The sequence below is a fragment of the Actinomadura madurae genome, assembly GCF_900115095.1.
GTDB lineage: Bacteria > Actinomycetota > Actinomycetes > Streptosporangiales > Streptosporangiaceae > Spirillospora > Spirillospora madurae.
Genome location: NZ_FOVH01000002.1, coordinates 756,793 through 772,538, shown reverse-complemented (window position 1 = coordinate 772,538; position 15,746 = coordinate 756,793). Strand labels below are relative to the sequence as shown.

Below are 15,746 nucleotides of genomic sequence, written 5' to 3'. Positions count from 1 at the left end.
CGACCTATTCTGTGTTTTCCCGCGAATCGGCCGGGCCAACCCTGCACGATCGACCAGGCACGCAATGCCGTCAAGGCCGAGAACTGTCCTAGGAGTTTGATTTAAGTCACCTTGCGAACTGTAGCGTCAATGCCGGGGGCATCCCCATAATGATGCTGTCATCGCAGGTGCTGGGAGGTTCCCATGTTCGGCAGCTCCATCTATCTCAGGGACCGGCCGGCCTTCACGGGCGGCTCGCCGCAGGCGGTGTACGAGGAGCTATGGCAGCGCGGCCAAAAGGGGCGTTTGCGGACGCGCGCTATTCTGTCGGCGGCGGCGCTCGTGTTGTGCGCACTGCTCGTCAACGCCGCTTTCGGAATCCTGATGGCCGTTCTGGTGGCGTCCGCGGACACGTTCGTCCATTGGCGCATTCATAACGCCTCGCGGGTGTGGCGGCTCGGGCTGCGGGGCGAGGAGCGCATGAACCGCTTCCTGCGCCACACGCTGGAGCGCCGCGGTCACCGCGTCCTGTACGGGCGGACGGTCCCCGGGCACGGCACCGCCGACGAGCTGGTCATCGGCCCCGGCGGGGTCTGGCTCGTGCACAACGAGGCGTGGGCCCCCGGCACCGAGATCTCCCAGCACGGCGGCAAGCTGTTCGTCGACGGCCGCACCCAGTCCAAGCTTGTCGCCGGGCTGACCGCGCGGGCCGAGGCCGCCGCGGCGGCGATCTCCCGGGTCGCGGAGGTGCCGGTGCCGGTGACGCCGGTGCTGGCCGTGCACGGCGGCAAGCTCGTCCGGACGCCCTTCGCCGCCGACGGCATCGTCTTCGCGCAGCCGCTGCGGCTGATCCGCTGGATGCACCGCAACCCGGTCGCCGACCGGTCGCCCGAGGAGGTCGAGGCGATCACCAGCGCCGCCGTCCGCGCCCTGCCGATCGGCGGCCACCACTTGACGGCCGCGGCATGACGGCACGCATGACGGAGCGGAGAGGGCATGCCGCGGCAACCGACTTCTGAACACCTGTGGCCGGGGGGCTCACACGCCGCCGTTCACAGGGCGCCCACCGCCCGCGGAGGCTCCGCCACCTTCGCGGGCGGTGCGGCGCAGCCACAGCAGGCCGAGGACCGGGAGCACCAGCGGCACGAACCCGTAGCCGCGCCCGAACATGGACCAGACGGTCTCGTCGGGGAAGGCCGCCGTGTCGATGACGCTCAGCGTGCCCACGACCAGCACGCCGGCCAGTTCGGTCGAGCAGGCCGCGACGGCGATCCGGAACGACGTCCGGCCGCCGCGGGCGAGCGCGACCGTCGCCAGGACGTAGACGGCCGCGGCGAGCGCCGACAGCAGGTAGGCCACGGGCGCGTCGGAGAACTTCGTGGCGATCTGCACGCCCGCCCGCGCACCGGCCGCGAGCGCGAAGACCGCGTAGACGGCGACCAGCAGCCGTCCCGGCCCGCTCGCGGTGCCGCCGGGCCGGCCTTCGGCGCCCGCGCGGGTTCCGGCGCCGGCGCGGGCGCCGTCGCCCGCGCGGGTCTCGGGCCGCCCGCCCGCGGGTTCCCGGACGTCCTCGTGCTCGGGCTCAGGCACCGGTGCCGCTCCACAGCTGGTTCATCCGTACGACCATGACGGCGGCCGCCAGGCCGGCGACGACGATGACGCCCGGCCCCCAGCGGGTCCGCTCCAGCAGGCCCCACCCGGCGCCGGCGACGGGGATCAGCAGCGAGCCGATCAGGTAGCCGACGAAGGTGGCGGGGCCGTCCGGGCCCTCGCCGCCGGACAGCTTCACGACGGCGACGACGGCCTGCGCGATCAGCAGCGCCTCCAGGACGCCGAGCGCGGTGAGGTCGGCGACGCCCATCGCCCGGCCGCGCAGCGCGGTCACGAGGGCGTAGCCGGCGGTCAGCAGCGCGGCCACGATGGTCACGGTGGCCAGGACGTCCGTCACGGCACAGAGAGTACTACCGCCTGTAGAGGACGGTGTCACCGCACCGGCGTCCGCACCCCGCCGGGCATGGCAGCATGGCGGGCGTGAACGCGCTGCAGTGGCTGACCCTGACCCGGCACGGTGAGAGCACCGGCAACCTCGCCTACCAGGCGGTGGAGGGCACCGACGCCGAGGAGGCCGGCATCCCCGAGCGGGACGCCGACGTCCCGCTGTCGGACACCGGCCGCGCGCAGGCGGCGACGCTCGGCCGCTGGCTCGCCGCGCTTCCCGAGGACGAGCGCCCCACCGTCGTCATCGCCTCCCCCTACCTGCGGACCCTCGACACCGCCGAGATCGCGCTCGCGCAGACGTCCTACGCCGCCCCGCGGGACCCCGGCGGGGTGCGGATCAAGGTGGACGAGCGGCTCCGCGACCGGGAGCAGGGCGCGCTCCAGGGCCTCACCGCCCGCGGCGTGCAGAACCGGTTCCCGGAGGAGGCGGACCGGCTGCGGCGCCTCGGCAAGTTCTACTACCGGCCGCCCGGCGGCGAGTCGTGGGCCGACCTCGCGCTGCGGCTGCGCAGCTTCTACCGCGACCTGCAGGACGGCGCCCCCGGCGGCCGGGCCCTGGTCGTCACGCACGACGCGATCGTCGTCATGACCCGGTACCTGGTCGAGGAGCTGACCGAGAAGGAGGTCATGGCGATCGAGAAGGAGCCGGTCGCCAACGCCTCGGTCACCCGGTGGCGGCACGACGGCACCGGCCTGGCCGCCGTCTGCTACAACGACTGCGCCCACCTGACGGGGACGCCGGCGCCTACGGCTCCCCGCCGAGCAGCCGGGCGCGGCGCGAGCTGACCGCGGGCAGCCGCGGATCGCCCGGCGGCAGGACGGCGCGGAGCCGCTCCAGCGCCTCCAGGTCGGCGCGGCCGGGCTCGGTCTGGACGTAGGTCCACAGCGCCTCGGCCCCGCCCCGGTCGACCACCTGCCGCCGCACCCGCACCGCCAGCTCGTCGCGTTCGGCGCGGACGCCGGGCGCGTCCGACAGCGGCAGCAGCTCGCCCCCGTACAGCCGGGCCGCGGCGGCGACGTCACCGCCGTCGAGCAGCCGCCGCACGGTGAGGAAGTCGGCCTCCACCGCGCAGCCGAGCCGGTAGGGGCGGGCGCGGACGATGCCGCCGAACTGCTGGCGGAGCCGGTGGATCTCGGGCCGGACGGTCGCGGGGCTGCCGTCGTCGCCGTACAGGTAGAGCGCGAGCCGGTCGCCGCTCAGCCCGCGCGGGTGCAGCGCCAGCAGCGCGAGGATCTCGGCGTGCCGCAGCGTCAGGTCGAACCGGCGCCCGTCCAGGTGCGCGTGCGGCTGTCCGGCACCGAGGAGCGTCAGGGTCAGCAGCGGCGCGTCGCCGGCGGGCGGCGCCGCGGCGTCGCGGCCGGCCCGCGCGCCGGTGTCCACCCGGCCGACGAGGCCCGGCAGCCGCAGCAGGAACGCCTCGCCGAGCGGTTCGGCGACGGCGGTGCGCCCGTCCGGCAGGACGACCGTGCCGCCCGGTTCCGGGACGGGGACGCGCCGGCCGCGCAGCCGCTCGCCCGCGATGATGCGGCCGGTGGGGGTGACGAGGGCGCCGGCGCCGCGCAGCCCGCGCAGGTGCGGCAGCAGCCGCTCGCGCAGCCGCTCGTCCCGGGCCAGCATCTCGTTCTCCAGCCGCGACTCCGCCAGCCGCGCGGCGGCGGCGACGAGCGCGACGGTCGCGGGATGCAGCGCGTCCACCGTGGCGCTGACGTCGATGCACCCGACGATCCGCCCGGTGTCGGGGTCGGTGACCGGCGCGCCGGCGCACGACCAGCCGTGCAGGACGTGCGCGACGTGCTCGGCGGCGTAGACGTACTCGGGCCGGCCGGTGGCGAGCGCGGTGCCGATCCCGTTGGTCCCGACGGCGTCCTCCGACCAGCGGAAGCCCTCGGTCAGCCCGATCGCGTCGGCGGCGCGGCTGACGGCCGGCGGGCCCTGCGTCCACAGCGCGTTGCCGGTCTCGTCGGTGATCACCATCAGGTGCTCGGTCTCGTCGGCGACCTGCCGCAGCAGCGCCTCCAGCATCGGCAGGTGCCGTTCGAGGGGGTGCGCGGCGCGGGCGTCGGCGAGAACGTCCCGGTCGAACACCAGGGGCGCCGCCGCCACCCCGGCGTCGACGCCGGCGTCCCGGGACCGGCGCCACGACTCGGCGATCGGCTGCCGGACCGGCACAGCCTCGTGCACCACCATCAGCCCTTTCCCCGGAGAGACCTCGGCCGTCTGAGGATCGGTCCAATCGCGCCGGCGGCGCAACCGATTCCCGGGATCTCGCCCGGCCGGATTCGGACACACAGAGTGATCGGACGATCGCAACCTGCATGCAACGTGGCGGCGCCTACCGTGTCGCTGCCGGGGAGCCGACGGGCCGTCCCAAGGGTCCCGCCGTCCCGTGCGCGTCCGGGGGGAATGCGTGCGGGACGGCGCCGCTCCCCGCACTACGGGGAGGACGTCGGAACGCATGCTCTGCCTGACCTGCCACCGCGTCCGCCCGGCCCTGAGCCGGACGGACTACACCGCCGAACGCGCCTGGCTCATCGTCCGGCGGGGCCTGTGCGCCTGCGCCGCGCCGGCCGCGCCGGCCGCCCCGGGCCCGCGTCCCGGGCCCGTCCGAAAAGCACGTCCGCTCCCCTGAATAAACTCCTGAGTTCACAAAAGGTTCACGGTCGGTTCGCCTACAGTTTAAGGAGATTCCATCCGCTCATCCCGTGGAGGGAGCGCCATGACCGTGATCCCGGGTCTCGTCCGCCGCGCCGCCGCCGAGGCGGAGCGCCATCTGCGCGAAGGCGCCGGCCTTCTCGTCAGAGCGGGGCGGGATCTGGAACGGTCGGCGCGGCTCGCCCGGCTGCTGCCGGACTATATCGAGCGCGTGGCGGTCCTGGAGCGGGAGGTCCGCGACCAGGGCACCGAGGTGCGCGCGATCCGCATCGAGCTCGACTCCCTCGTCGGCCAGCTCAACGACCGGCTGCTGCCGCGCATCGACGAGCGGATGGACGACACCGAGCGCGACCTGGCGGCCGTCGCGACCAGCCTGATCCGCACCGGCCGCGAGACCGCCGGCCACGACGCCCGGTTGGAGTCGGCCGAGCGGCGGATCGGCGAGCTGCGCACCAAGCTCGCCCAGCTGGAGCAGCGCACCGGGCTGTGGCGCGACCTGCAGTCCACCGTGGCCAGGTTCGGCGACGACCTCGACGCGATGCGCGCCCGGATGGCGCTGCGCGCCGCCGAGCCGCCGCCGGCCGAGGCCGCGCCCGCCCCCGTGCAGAACATCACCGACCGCCCGGCCTGAGCGCGGCCCTCCCCGGCAGGGCGGAAACCGGGCGTCCTGGACAATGGACGCATGACTCTGCCGCCCGAATCCCGCCCGCCCGCGACACGCGGTTTCGCCAGCGACAACCAGGCGAGCGTCCACCCGGACGTCCTCGCCGCCCTCGCCGAGGTCAACGACGGGCACCAGCCCGCCTACGGCGATGACGTCGTCACCGCGCGGCTCCGCGAGGTCGTCCGGCGGCATTTCGGGACGCGGGCCGAGGTCTTCCCGGTGTTCAACGGGACGGGCGCGAACGTGGTGTCGCTGCAGGCGCTGTCGGAGCGGTGGAGCTCGGTGGTCTGCCCGGAGTCCTCGCACATCAACACCGACGAGTGCGGCGCCGCCGAGAAGATCGCCGGGCTGAAGCTGGCGACCGTGCCGACGCCGGACGGCAAGCTGACACCGGAGATGGTCGAACGGCACGCCACGGGGTTCGGCAACGTCCAGCGGCGCGAGCCCGCCGTCGTGTCGATCACCCAGAGCACCGAGCTCGGCACCGTCTACACCGCGCGGGAGACCGCGGCCGTCGCCGCGGCGGCGCACGAGCGCGGCCTGACCGTGCACATGGACGGCGCCCGCATCGCCAACGCCGCCGCGTCCCTCGGCCTGCCGCTGCGCGCCCTCACCACGGACGCGGGCGTGGACGTGCTGTCCTTCGGCGGCACCAAGAACGGGCTCCTGCTCGGGGAGGCCGTCGTCGTCCTGAACCCGGACGCCGTGCGCGGCGTGGCCTACCTGCGCAAGTCGAGCATGCAGCTGGCGTCCAAGATGCGGTACGTGTCCGCGCAGCTCGTCGCGCTGCTGGACGGCGACCTGTGGCTGCGCAACGCCGAGCACGCCAACGCGATGGCCCGCCGCCTGGAGGCCGCCGCCCGCGCCGTCCCCGGCGTGCGGATCACGCAGGCAGTGCAGGCCAACACGGTGTTCGCGATCCTGCCCGGGGACGTGGCCGGGCGGCTGCGCAAGCGGTTCCCCTTCTACACCTGGGACGAGTCGACCGGCGAGGTCCGCTGGGTCTGCTCCTTCGACACCACCCCGGACGACGTGGACGCGTTCGCCGCCGCGCTCGCCGAGGAGGCGTCCGCCTGAACCGGCACGGGCGTCCCGATGATCGGGAGACCGCCCGCCCGCGGCATGGCCCGGCGCGTTATCGTGTACCGAACAGGATTCGGTTACAGGAGGCGAGCCCCATGGCCAACCGCACCTTCGTCGTCGGCGTGGGCATGACCAAGTTCGAGAAGCCCGGCTCCCGCGACTGGGAGTACCCCGACATGGCCAAGGAGGCCGTCGGCAACGCCCTGGCGGACGCCGGCGTCGGCTACGACACCATCGAGATGGCCTACGCCGGCTCGATGTACGGGTCGATGGGCCAGCGCGCCCTCTACGAGACCGGCATGACCGGCATCCCCGTGATGACCGTCATGAACGCCTGCGCGACCGGCTCCAGCGCCCTGTTCCTCGCCCGCCAGGCCGTCCGCGGCGGACTCGCCGACTGCGCCCTCGCCCTCGGCATGGAGAAGATGAAGAAGGGCTCCCTCGGCGCCGGCATGGGCGAGTCCAAGGTCACCATCATCGACCACCACCTGCGCTCCATGACCGCCGGCCGCGAATGGGAGCTCGACAAGGCGCCCATGCCGCAGATGTTCGGCAACGCCGGCCGCGAGCACATGGAGAAGTACGGCTCCACCCCCGACCACTACGCCTGGATCGGCTGGAAGAACCACAAGCACTCGGTCAACAACCCCTACGCGCAGTTCCAGACCGAGTACAGCCTCGACGACGTCAAGAACGCCACGATGATCTTCGACCCGCTCACCAAGCTGCAGTGCTCCCCCACCTCCGACGGCGCCGCCGCCGCGCTCGTCGTCAGCGAGCGGTTCCTCGACCGGCACGACCTCTGGGACCAGGCCGTCGAGATCGCCGGCCACCACATCGCCACCGACACCCCCGAGAGCTTCGAGGACAACTCCTCCATCCAGGTCGTCGGCTTCGGCGTCTCCCAGCGCGCCGCCGGGAAGGCCATGGACGAGGCGCGGGTCACCATCGACGACGTCGACGTCATCGAGCTCCACGACTGCTTCAGCGCCAACGAGCTCATCACCTACGAGGCCCTCGGCATGGCCGGCGTCGGCGAAGGCCACAAACTCGTCGACGACCAGGCCACCACCTACGGCGGGAAGTGGGTCGTCAACCCGTCCGGCGGCCTCATCTCCAAGGGCCACCCCCTCGGCGCCACCGGCCTCGCCCAGTGCGCCGAACTCACCTGGCAGCTCCGCGGCAAGGCCGGCGACCGCCAGGTCGACGGCGCCCGCGTCGCCCTCCAGCACAACATCGGCCTGGGCAGCGCCTGCGCGGTGGCGGTGTACAAGAGGAGCTAGCCGGCTCGGTGCGTTCGGGGCGGGTTCGGACGTGCGACAATCTTTGACTCTTGTCTCATCCGGGTTACTCTGGGTCTGAGTGATCGCTTGCCTGGAGGTGCGATGCCCGCCCCGTCCTCGCCCCCGTCGGTCGTCACCACCGCGGCTCGCCGCACCGCGGCGCACGCCCCGCTCGTCCCCGGCACGCTGCTGTGGCGGCACGCCGCCGACATGCGTTCGCTGCTTCCCGGCGCCGCCGCCGGGCTCATGCAGCTCATGCATCCCGGCATCGGCGCCGGGGTCAGCGAGCATTCCGCGTTCTTCGACGCCCCCTTCGACCGGATCCACCGGTCCGTCCCGCAGATCTGGGCGACGATCCTCACCCCGGACGGCGCCGCCCGCGCCCGCGGCATCCGCGACCTGCACCGCGCCATCGGCGGCGTCGACGAGCACGCCCGCCGGTACCACGCCCTCGAACCCGAGACGTTCTGGTGGGCGCACGCCACCTTCACCTGGGAGATCTTCAAGGCGGCCGAGACCTTCCACCCCGGCACCCTCACCGCCGAGGACCACGAGCAGATGTACGCCGAGACCGTCACCTGGTACTCCCGCTACGGCGTCAGCATGCGCCCCGTCCCCGCCGACTACGCCGCCTTCCAGTCCAAGTTCTGGCACATCTGCGCCAAGACGCTCGAACTCACCCCGGCCGCCGCCCGCGCGCTGGAGATCGCCAAGCACGGCTCGGACACCGTCACGCTGCTGCCCGTCGGCGGCCCCCGCCTCGACCGCGCCGGCCGCCTCGTCATCGAGCGGCCGCTGCGCCTGATCACCTTCGGCTGCCTGCCCCCGCTCGTCCGGGAGCGGTTCGACATCCCCTGGTCGCCGCTCGACCAGGCCCGGTTCGCCGCCCTCGCCCTGGCCAACCGGCAGGGTTACCGCATGATGCCCGCCGGCCTCAACCACTGGGCCCTGCGCAGCATGCTCCGCTACATCGGCGCCCAGACCCGCCAGAGCCGCTACCAGCCCGCCGCCTAGCCCGCGGGGGCCGACGCGGGGACGGCCAGCCGGGGGTGGAGTTCCGCACAGGCCGCGAGGATCCGCGAGACGTCGTCGTCGCTCAGCGCGGCATGGGCGGAGAGGCGCACCAGCGTGCGGCCCACCGACGCCGACGGCGGGAACAGCGCCGCGCTGAAGATGTCGCGGCGGACCAGCGCGTCCCGCAGCATGGTCGCGTCGGCCTCCGAGCCGGTCTCCAGGGCGATGATCTGCGAGTCCGACGCGACGAGGCGGTAGCCGAGGCCCGCCAGGCCGTCCCGCAGCCGGGCGGTGACGGCGCGCAGGCGGTCCCGGCGCCAGCCCTCCTTGCGGACGACCTTCAGCGCCGCCGCGAGCCCCGCCACGTCGTGCGGCAGCAGCGTCGAGCTGAACACCGCGGGGAGCGCGGTGTGCGCGAAGTAGTCGGCGAAGCCGGGACGGTCGCAGGTGATCAGCCCCGCCCGGCCCGGCAGCGCCTTCGCCAGGCTCGCGGTGCGGAAGTCGACGCGCCCGGTGAGCCCCGTCGCGGCGACCAGCCCCGCGCCGCGCTCCCCGTGCGTGCCGAGCGAATGCGACTCGTCCACCACCAGCAGGCAGTCGTACTCCTCGGCCACCTCCACGAGGCCGGCCAGCGGGCACACCGAGCCGTCGGTGCTGTAGACGGCGTCCACGGCGATCACCCCCGAGCCGCCCACCTCGATCCGCCGCCGCAGGTGGTCGAGGTCGTTGTGGCGGAAGTAGGCCAGCTCGGCGCCCGCCGCCCGCGCCCCCTCCCACAGCGACATGTGCGCGAGGACGTCCAGGTAGACCGGGACGTCCGGCCCGGCGACCACCTGGAGGAGCCCGGTGTTGGCGGCCCACCCCGACGGGCACAGCACCCCGGCCCGCGCGCCCATGTGCCGTGCGACGTGCTCGCCGAGGACGACCTGCGGGTGGTCCTCGGGCAGGCAGGGGCCGGGTGCCTGCGCGGCGCCCTCCGACGCGCGCAGGCAGGCGATCATGGCCTCGGTGATCGCCGGATGCTCGGCCAGGCCCAGATAGTCGCTACAGGTCAGCATGATCGCCCGGTCGCCGGGGGCCTTCGCGGTGGCCGGCCGCCGCCCGCCGCGGGTGCCCCGGAACACCCTGATGCGTTCGCCCAGCCGCTGGTGAGCGCTGGTCATGGTCGTCACTCTCCCCCGTCAAACCTAGGTCACGTCCTGTAGCGGCCCCTAATCATAGTGTGAAAAGAATCTCGGGAGCGGACCAAGGCGTCGTGGCGCGGGAAAAGTTCGAGTGGAACGAATCATTCCGTTCTGATAGAATCGGAGGCATGAACAAGACCTCCGGCTGGACCGTCCTCGACACCGCCCACGACATGCTGCGCACCGCCGTCCACGGCCTCTCCGACCGGGACCTCGGCCGCCCGACCCCGTGCAGCCGATGGGACGTCGCCCAGGTCGTCCAGCACGCCGCGGGCGACCAGCTCGCCTTCGCCGCCGCCATCACCGGCGAGCCAGGCCCCGGCTACGACCCCTTCCAGCCGTCCGGCACGCTCGACGGCACGCCGATGGACCTGCTGGAGCCGTCCCTGACCGCCTGCGCCGCCGCCTGGGCGACCGTCGGCCGCGACGCCGCCGCGGTCACCGTCCCCGTGCCGCCCGGCTCCCTCACGCCGGACACCGGCGCCGGGGCCGCCGCGCTCGACGCCGCCGTCCACGCCTGGGACATCGCCGTCGCCACCGGCCGGCCGTCCCCGCTCACCCCCGAGATCTCCCGGACGCTGCTCGGCGTCGCCCGGGAGATCGTGGAGCCGCTGCGCCAGTACGGCGCCTACGCCGCGGCCCTCCCCCACACCGGTCAGGACGACGTCGCCGCCCTCCTGCGCCACCTCGGCCGCGAGCCCGGCTGGACGGCCTGATCCGCACGTGACCTGCGGGCCTCGTGGATCACAGGTCACCCAACGTTCGCGTCCAGGGATGCCGGGGGTCGCATACTCTTCAATCGAGTAGCCGACCACTGAGGTGTGGAGACGATCGCCGCCCCCGCTGAAACCGCGGCGTCCGCCAAGGTCACCGGAATTGGCGTCGACGCCCCCGCCCTCCCCTCCGTCCCGCGGTCCCGCGGGGCCCGCTGGGCCGTCCTCGGAATCCTGACGGCCGCCCTCACCGCGGCCGCGCTCGTGGCGGCCGGCCCACTACGGCCGGCCGCCGCGGCGGTCGGCCACATGCGGTGGGGATTCCTCGCGCCGCTGGTCCTGCTGTCCCTGCTGCACTACGTCTTCTCGGCGATCGCGCTGCGCGGGGCGGCGGGCCGGCCGCTCCCGCTGGTCGCGACGACGATGACGCAGTTCACCGCGTCCGCCGCCAACCGGGTCACCCCGGGAGGCCTCGGCGCCGTCGCCGTGAACACCCGCTACCTCGTCTGCCGCGGCCTGCCACTCCCCCGCGCCGCCGTGGCCGTGGCCGTCCTGCAGGTGGCCGGCCTGCCCGCGGACCTGCTGCTGATGGGCGCCGTCCTCGGGCTCGGCACCGTGCTCCTGCCCGGCGCCGCGAACGACCGGATGCTGGACGCGCTCGGCCACCACGCCGCCCAGGCCGCCGAACTCGTCCCGCCCCTCCCGCTGCTCGTCGCCGTCGGGGTACTGCTGCCCGCCGCGGTGCTGTGGGGCCGCCGCGCGCTCCGCTCCGGGCCCGCCCGCCGGGCCGCCGCCGGGTTCGCCGACCTGTGCCGCCGCCCGCGCGACCTCGCGGTCGTCCTCGGCGCGTCCGCCGGGACGACGCTCGCCCTCGGCCTCGCCTTCACGCTCAGCGTCCTCGCCATCCCCGGCACGGCGGTGGGGCCGGCCGACACCCTGGCCCTCGTCGCCGCCTACCTGGTGGGCGCCGCGGCGGGCTCGGCCATCCCGACGCCCGGCGGCGTCGGCTCCACCGAGGCCGCGCTCGTCGCCGCGCTCGCCGCCCTGGACATCGACACCGGCGCCGCCCTGCACGCCGTCCTGCTGTTCCGCGCGATCACCTTCTGGGCGCCGGTCCCCCTGGGGATCCTGGCGTGCCGGACGCTCCGGCGCTGACCTTTACGTTGTAGATCATTAAAGACCGAAGACCTTCTGGGCGTTGCCCGCGAGGAACGCCTCCTTCGCGGTCGCGCCGAGGCCAAGGTCGCCCAGCCCCTTGAGGGCCCGCTCAGCGGTCATCATCGGGTAGTTCGTCCCGAACATGACCTTGTGGTGCCGGTCCTGGGTCATGTATCGGACGAGTTCCGGCGGGTACCTGCGCACCGTGTAGGCGGACGTGTCGATGTACACGTTCGGATGCTTGCGGCACACCGCGACCATCTCCTCCGTCCACGGATAGCCGATGTGGCCGCCGACGATGACCAGCTCAGGGAAGTCGAGCGCCACCTGGTCGATGTACGGGATCGGCCGTCCCGTCTCGCTCGGACGGAGCGGGCCCGTGTGGCCGACCTGCGTGCAGAAGGGGACGCCCAGCTCCACGCACTCGGCGAACAGCGGGTAGTAGCGGCGGTCCGTCGGCGGCAGCTCCCACAGCCACGGCACCACGCGCAGGCCCTTGAACCCCAGATCGCGCACGCACCGCCGGAGCTCCCTCACCGCCTCCATGGGCTTGCGCAGGTCGGCGGACGCGATCCCGACGAGCCGGTCCGGGGCCTGCCGGACGAAGGACGCCACCTCGTCGTTGCTCACCAGGTCGCCCTCCGGGCCGTACCAGGCACTGATCAGGCCGACGTCCACGCCCCCGGCGTCCATCGCCGCGACCGTCGCCGCGACCGGGATCTCCTCTTCCGGCGGACGCTCCCCCGTCCACCGCCACAGCGAGTCCAGCATCTCGTGCCGCAGGAACCGGACCGTCCCGTGCTGCATCCACGCGTCAACCAGCATGATCGCCTCCCACCGACCGCCACGCGGCCTCGCTCAGCCATTCGACCTGCCCGCCGTCCGGCTCCGGGGCCTGGCCGTTCAGCCACATCCGGCACAGCTCCTGCGCGGGACCGAGCCAGAGGACGAACGCGGTCACCGCGTCCACGTCGGCCAGCGCGCCGTGGCGCACATGGACCCGCCACCAGCCGCGGACCTCGCGGAAGAACATCCTGTTGCGCGCGGCCAGATCCTCGCTCCCCGCCGGACGCTCGGTGAACATGAACCGCGCCCGGCCGGGATTCTCCCTGCACCACCGGACGTGGAAGGCGACGACGCCGGTCACCGCCTCGCGGGCCCCGTCATGCGCCTTCAGCTCGGCGAGGAAGGCGTCCTGGTACATCGAGACGCACTCCACGAACAGTGCCTCCGCCACCTGCTCCTTGCCGGCGAAATGGTGGTAGAAGCTCCCGACGCTCACCCCGCTCGCCGTCCGGAGCCCGCTCAGCGTCGTGCCGGCGACCCCGTCCCGCCCGAACAGCTCCAGCGCCGCCCGCAGCACCCGGGCCCGCCCCGCCTCCGTCATAGAACATCATTCTGGCACTCCAGAACAATGTTCTGTCAACCCGGTCACGGCCGCTGCTAGCCTGGTGGCCATGTCCAGCCCCGAGTCGGATAGACGCTGACTCCCGGCGGCCCCCTCCCTGCGGGCCGCCCGAGGCGGGCTGTCCTCGCCCTCTGACGCGAGGGATCTCCTTTCGCCACCGCCGTCCGTGACGACACCGGACGGCCATCCCGGCGCAGCCCCCCACCGATCAGCCGACCTGTTCGCCGTCTCGGGAGTCTCCCTTGCCTTTCGCCGTCTATGTCCTCGGGCTGGCCGTGTTCGCCCAGGGCACCTCGGAGTTCATGCTGTCCGGGCTCGTCCCCGGCATCGCCGCCGACCTGCGCGTGTCCGTCCCCGCCGCCGGCCTGCTCACCTCGGCCTTCGCCATCGGCATGGTGATCGGCGCGCCGTCGATGACGCTGCTCGCCCGGCGGTGGCCGCGCCGCCGGGCGCTGCTGGCGTTCCTGTGCGTCTTCGTCGCCGTGCACGTGATCGGCGCGCTCACCACCAGCTACGCCCTGCTGCTGGTCACCCGCGTCGTCGCGGCGCTGGCCAACGCCGGGTTCTGGGCCGTCGCGCTCACCACCGCGACCGCGCTCGCACCCCCCGCCGCCCGCGCCCGCGCCACCTCGGTCGTGGTCGGCGGCGTCACCGTCGCCTGCGTCGCGGGCGTCCCGGCCGGCGCGCTGCTCGGCGAGGCGTGGGGCTGGCGCGCGGCCTTCTGGGCGGTCGCGCTGGTCTCGCTTCCCGCCGTCGCCGCGATCGCCAGGGCGATCCCGGAGGAACGCCCGTCCGCGGGCGGCGCCCGTCAGGAACTGCGTGCGCTGGCCGACGGCCGGCTCCTGCTCACCCTCACGGTGAACGCGCTGTTCCAGGGCGCGACGTTCTGCACCTTCACCTACCTGGCGCCGCTCGCGACCAACGTCACCGGCCTCGGCTCCGCATGGGTGCCGGCACTGCTGGCGCTGTTCGGCGCCGGGTCCCTCGCGGGCGTGACCCTCGGCGGGCGCTTCGCCGACCGCCGTCCCACAGTGCTCATCGCGGGCGGGATGGCGTCACTGACCGTCGGATGGGCCGCGCTCGCCCTGGCGGCGGCGCACCCCGTGCCGGCGGTCGCGCTCGTCTTCGTCCAGGGGATGCTGGCGTTCGGCACGGGCCCCGCGCTGATCGCACGCGTCCTCGACCAGGGAGCGGGCGCGCCGACGCTGGCGGGCGGGTTCGCGACGGCCGCGTTCAACGTGGGCGGCACGATCGGCCCGTGGCTCGGCGGCACCGCGATCGGCGCCGGCCTCGGCTACCGCTCCCCCGTCTGGGTGAGCGCGCTGCTGATGGCCGGCGCGATCGCGGTGCTCGCCGGTCAGGCCAGCTTCTTCAGGGCCAGGCGGGCGGAGCCGGTCATGGCGGGCAGGTAGCCGGACCGGTGGCCGAGCGCGGTCGGGTGGTAGGACGACCCGATCGGGATCGTCACCGCGTTGAGCCAGTCGTGCCCTGAGCACAGTTCGTGCCCGGCGAACTCGTCCCGGACGTCCGACCAGGCGAACCCGGCGCGGCCCGCCGCCGAGGCGATGACGCCGTCGAGGGTGTCGGCGGCGCCGTTCAGGGCGGTGCGCTTGGCGTTGCTCAGCCCCACGCACACGTCGACGATCTTGTAGAGGCGCGGGTAGCCGAGCACCACCACGCGCGCGGACGGGGCCTTGGCGCGGATCTGCGAGTACAGGGAGTCGAGCCGGCCGGGAAGGGTGTTGCGCATGTAGCTCTCGGCCTGCGCGACCCTGCTCTGGCAGCTGGAGGTCGACTCCAGCACGCACGTCTGCATGACGTTGGCGAAGCCGGCGTCATTGCCACCGGCGGTGAGGCTCACGAGCGTCGTCGAGGAGGTCAGCGCCCCGAGCTGGCCGCTCGCGACGCTCGTGGTCGTCGCCCCCGAGCACGCCACGAACTTGAACGAATCGGTGGCGTGCGCCGCCGCCCACAGGTTCGGGTAGGCGTTGGCGCTGCGGTTGCACGACCCGCTGCCGGGGTCGTAGTTCCCGGCCCCCGTGCCGGACGAGTAGGAGTCCCCCAGTGCGACGTAGCTGGTGGCGGCCGCCGAGGCGGACCCGGACCACAGCAGGGAGGCGGCGGCGATGGTCACCGCACCGAAAGCGGACAGACAGGGGCGGGATGGACGCATCTGCACTCCGGAGCGACGAGCGGAATTCGGTTGCCCCACTCATACCCGCGCCGCCATTCTCCCAAGCCACCAACTGATCAACCCGCTTCGTCACTATTCGCCATTGTAATCCGAAATATCAGGGAATCCCGGGCCGTCAAGCCACAAGAGGCAACAACCATTCTAAAACAGATCCCGACGGCCCCATTGATCACATCCGCCCCATTAATCCCCGCAGACCACCTAGGTTTTGCCAGGTACACGCCAGTCCGCCCAGAGACAGAGAATCTCACCAACCATGCACAGCGCCCGGAGATTCAGACGCGAGCATCACCTCTCGCACCGCGACCCCACGGAGAAGTCCGGGACGGTCCGCACGCCAGAAAGCCCCATCACACCCGCGCACACAGACCGAGATAGAAATCTCCCGTCCACGATCAGAAATCGTGAAACTCCC

Annotated in this window: 16 protein-coding genes; 9 read left to right on the top strand and 7 right to left on the bottom strand. The window is 73.3% G+C overall.

All coding sequences use genetic code 11. The features are described from left to right. The first annotated feature begins 183 nt into the window (after positions 1-183). Positions 184-948, top strand: a complete 765-nt coding sequence (locus BM339_RS09140; protein ID WP_021600314.1) for a nuclease-related domain-containing protein — start codon at positions 184-186, stop codon at positions 946-948. 69 nt (positions 949-1,017) lie between these two features. On the opposite strand, the gene BM339_RS09135 is transcribed toward BM339_RS09140, so the two are convergent. Beyond that, positions 1,018-1,425: a hypothetical protein gene (locus tag BM339_RS09135; RefSeq protein WP_052357360.1), complete on the bottom strand. Its 408-nt coding sequence runs from the start codon at positions 1,423-1,425 to the stop codon at positions 1,018-1,020. A 136-nt stretch (positions 1,426-1,561) separates the two neighbouring features. After that, positions 1,562-1,927: a hypothetical protein gene (locus BM339_RS09130; protein WP_024934758.1), complete on the bottom strand. Its 366-nt coding sequence runs from the start codon at positions 1,925-1,927 to the stop codon at positions 1,562-1,564. A gap of 74 nt (positions 1,928-2,001) precedes the next feature. On the opposite strand from BM339_RS09130, the gene BM339_RS09125 reads away from it, so the two are divergent. Then, a complete protein-coding gene (locus BM339_RS09125) occupies positions 2,002-2,763 on the top strand; it encodes a histidine phosphatase family protein (RefSeq protein ID WP_021600464.1) in 762 nt (253 codons plus the stop codon). On the opposite strand, the gene BM339_RS09120 is transcribed toward BM339_RS09125, so the two are convergent. Then, a complete protein-coding gene (locus BM339_RS09120) occupies positions 2,723-4,165 on the bottom strand; it encodes a helix-turn-helix domain-containing protein (protein WP_024934756.1) in 1,443 nt (480 codons plus the stop codon). The genes BM339_RS09125 and BM339_RS09120 overlap by 41 nt on opposite strands. 529 nt (positions 4,166-4,694) lie before the next feature. Between BM339_RS09120 and BM339_RS09115 the strand changes: the two genes are divergently transcribed. The 4 genes from BM339_RS09115 (at position 4,695) to BM339_RS09100 (ending at position 8,674) form a co-directional block, all read left to right on the top strand. After that, positions 4,695-5,261 (top strand): hypothetical protein, encoded by a 567-nt coding sequence (locus BM339_RS09115; RefSeq protein WP_021599433.1) that lies wholly within the window; start codon positions 4,695-4,697, stop codon positions 5,259-5,261. A gap of 51 nt (positions 5,262-5,312) precedes the next feature. Continuing rightward, the gene (locus tag BM339_RS09110) at positions 5,313-6,371 is read left to right on the top strand and encodes a threonine aldolase family protein (RefSeq protein ID WP_075020508.1); all 1,059 of its coding nucleotides are present in this window, start codon (positions 5,313-5,315) and stop codon (positions 6,369-6,371) included. Between the two features lie 101 nt (positions 6,372-6,472). Beyond that, the gene (locus BM339_RS09105) at positions 6,473-7,660 is read left to right on the top strand and encodes a thiolase C-terminal domain-containing protein (protein ID WP_075020507.1); all 1,188 of its coding nucleotides are present in this window, start codon (positions 6,473-6,475) and stop codon (positions 7,658-7,660) included. Between the two features lie 102 nt (positions 7,661-7,762). Beyond that, positions 7,763-8,674, top strand: a complete 912-nt coding sequence (locus tag BM339_RS09100) for an oxygenase MpaB family protein (RefSeq protein WP_083597468.1) — start codon at positions 7,763-7,765, stop codon at positions 8,672-8,674. Here the strand turns inward: BM339_RS09100 and cqsA are convergent. Beyond that, on the bottom strand, positions 8,671-9,837 hold the full coding sequence (gene cqsA / locus BM339_RS09095; RefSeq protein ID WP_021599437.1) for an alpha-hydroxyketone-type quorum-sensing autoinducer synthase: 1,167 nt from the start codon (positions 9,835-9,837) through the stop codon (positions 8,671-8,673). The two genes, BM339_RS09100 and cqsA, sit on opposite strands and share 4 nt — an antisense overlap. A 149-nt stretch (positions 9,838-9,986) precedes the next feature. Here cqsA and BM339_RS09090 point away from each other — a divergent pair, with 149 nt between their 5' ends. Next, positions 9,987-10,574 carry a TIGR03086 family metal-binding protein gene (locus tag BM339_RS09090; protein WP_075020506.1) on the top strand — a complete coding sequence of 196 codons (588 nt, stop codon included), beginning with the start codon at positions 9,987-9,989 and terminating at the stop codon, positions 10,572-10,574. A 105-nt stretch (positions 10,575-10,679) separates the two neighbouring features. Further along, a complete protein-coding gene (locus BM339_RS09085) occupies positions 10,680-11,726 on the top strand; it encodes a lysylphosphatidylglycerol synthase transmembrane domain-containing protein (protein WP_075020505.1) in 1,047 nt (348 codons plus the stop codon). 18 nt (positions 11,727-11,744) lie between these two features. Here BM339_RS09085 and BM339_RS09080 read toward each other — a convergent pair whose 3' ends face one another. Both BM339_RS09080 and BM339_RS09075 read right to left on the bottom strand, forming a co-directional pair. Next, on the bottom strand, positions 11,745-12,554 hold the full coding sequence (locus BM339_RS09080; protein ID WP_075020504.1) for an amidohydrolase family protein: 810 nt from the start codon (positions 12,552-12,554) through the stop codon (positions 11,745-11,747). Beyond that, positions 12,544-13,116, bottom strand: coding sequence for a TetR/AcrR family transcriptional regulator (locus BM339_RS09075; protein ID WP_021592540.1), 573 nt, complete (start codon positions 13,114-13,116; stop codon positions 12,544-12,546). The genes BM339_RS09080 and BM339_RS09075 overlap by 11 nt, the downstream gene beginning before the upstream one ends. A 263-nt stretch (positions 13,117-13,379) precedes the next feature. On the opposite strand from BM339_RS09075, the gene BM339_RS09070 reads away from it, so the two are divergent. Continuing rightward, complete coding sequence (locus BM339_RS09070) at positions 13,380-14,549, top strand: Cmx/CmrA family chloramphenicol efflux MFS transporter (protein WP_075020503.1); 1,170 nt, start codon at positions 13,380-13,382, stop codon at positions 14,547-14,549. Here BM339_RS09070 and BM339_RS09065 read toward each other — a convergent pair. After that, positions 14,495-15,271, bottom strand: coding sequence for an SGNH/GDSL hydrolase family protein (locus tag BM339_RS09065; protein WP_021592538.1), 777 nt, complete (start codon positions 15,269-15,271; stop codon positions 14,495-14,497). The genes BM339_RS09070 and BM339_RS09065 overlap by 55 nt on opposite strands. Between the last annotated feature and the right edge of the window lie 475 nt (positions 15,272-15,746).

Excerpts from the sequence above, each read along its gene's own strand:
- BM339_RS09100 (WP_083597468.1), top strand. The coding sequence starts at position 7,763 with ATGCCCGCCCCGTCCTCGCCCCCGTCGGTCGTCACCACCGCGGCTCGC.
- BM339_RS09105 (WP_075020507.1), top strand. The coding sequence starts at position 6,473 with ATGGCCAACCGCACCTTCGTCGTCGGCGTGGGCATGACCAAGTTCGAG.
- BM339_RS09075 (WP_021592540.1), bottom strand. The coding sequence starts at position 13,116 with ATGACGGAGGCGGGGCGGGCCCGGGTGCTGCGGGCGGCGCTGGAGCTG.
- BM339_RS09140 (WP_021600314.1), top strand. The coding sequence starts at position 184 with ATGTTCGGCAGCTCCATCTATCTCAGGGACCGGCCGGCCTTCACGGGC.
- BM339_RS09115 (WP_021599433.1), top strand. The coding sequence starts at position 4,695 with ATGACCGTGATCCCGGGTCTCGTCCGCCGCGCCGCCGCCGAGGCGGAG.
- cqsA (WP_021599437.1), bottom strand. The coding sequence starts at position 9,837 with ATGACCAGCGCTCACCAGCGGCTGGGCGAACGCATCAGGGTGTTCCGG.
- BM339_RS09110 (WP_075020508.1), top strand. The coding sequence starts at position 5,313 with ATGACTCTGCCGCCCGAATCCCGCCCGCCCGCGACACGCGGTTTCGCC.
- BM339_RS09120 (WP_024934756.1), bottom strand. The coding sequence starts at position 4,165 with ATGGTGGTGCACGAGGCTGTGCCGGTCCGGCAGCCGATCGCCGAGTCG.
- BM339_RS09125 (WP_021600464.1), top strand. The coding sequence starts at position 2,002 with ATGGCGGGCGTGAACGCGCTGCAGTGGCTGACCCTGACCCGGCACGGT.
- BM339_RS09090 (WP_075020506.1), top strand. The coding sequence starts at position 9,987 with ATGAACAAGACCTCCGGCTGGACCGTCCTCGACACCGCCCACGACATG.
- BM339_RS09080 (WP_075020504.1), bottom strand. The coding sequence starts at position 12,554 with ATGCTGGTTGACGCGTGGATGCAGCACGGGACGGTCCGGTTCCTGCGG.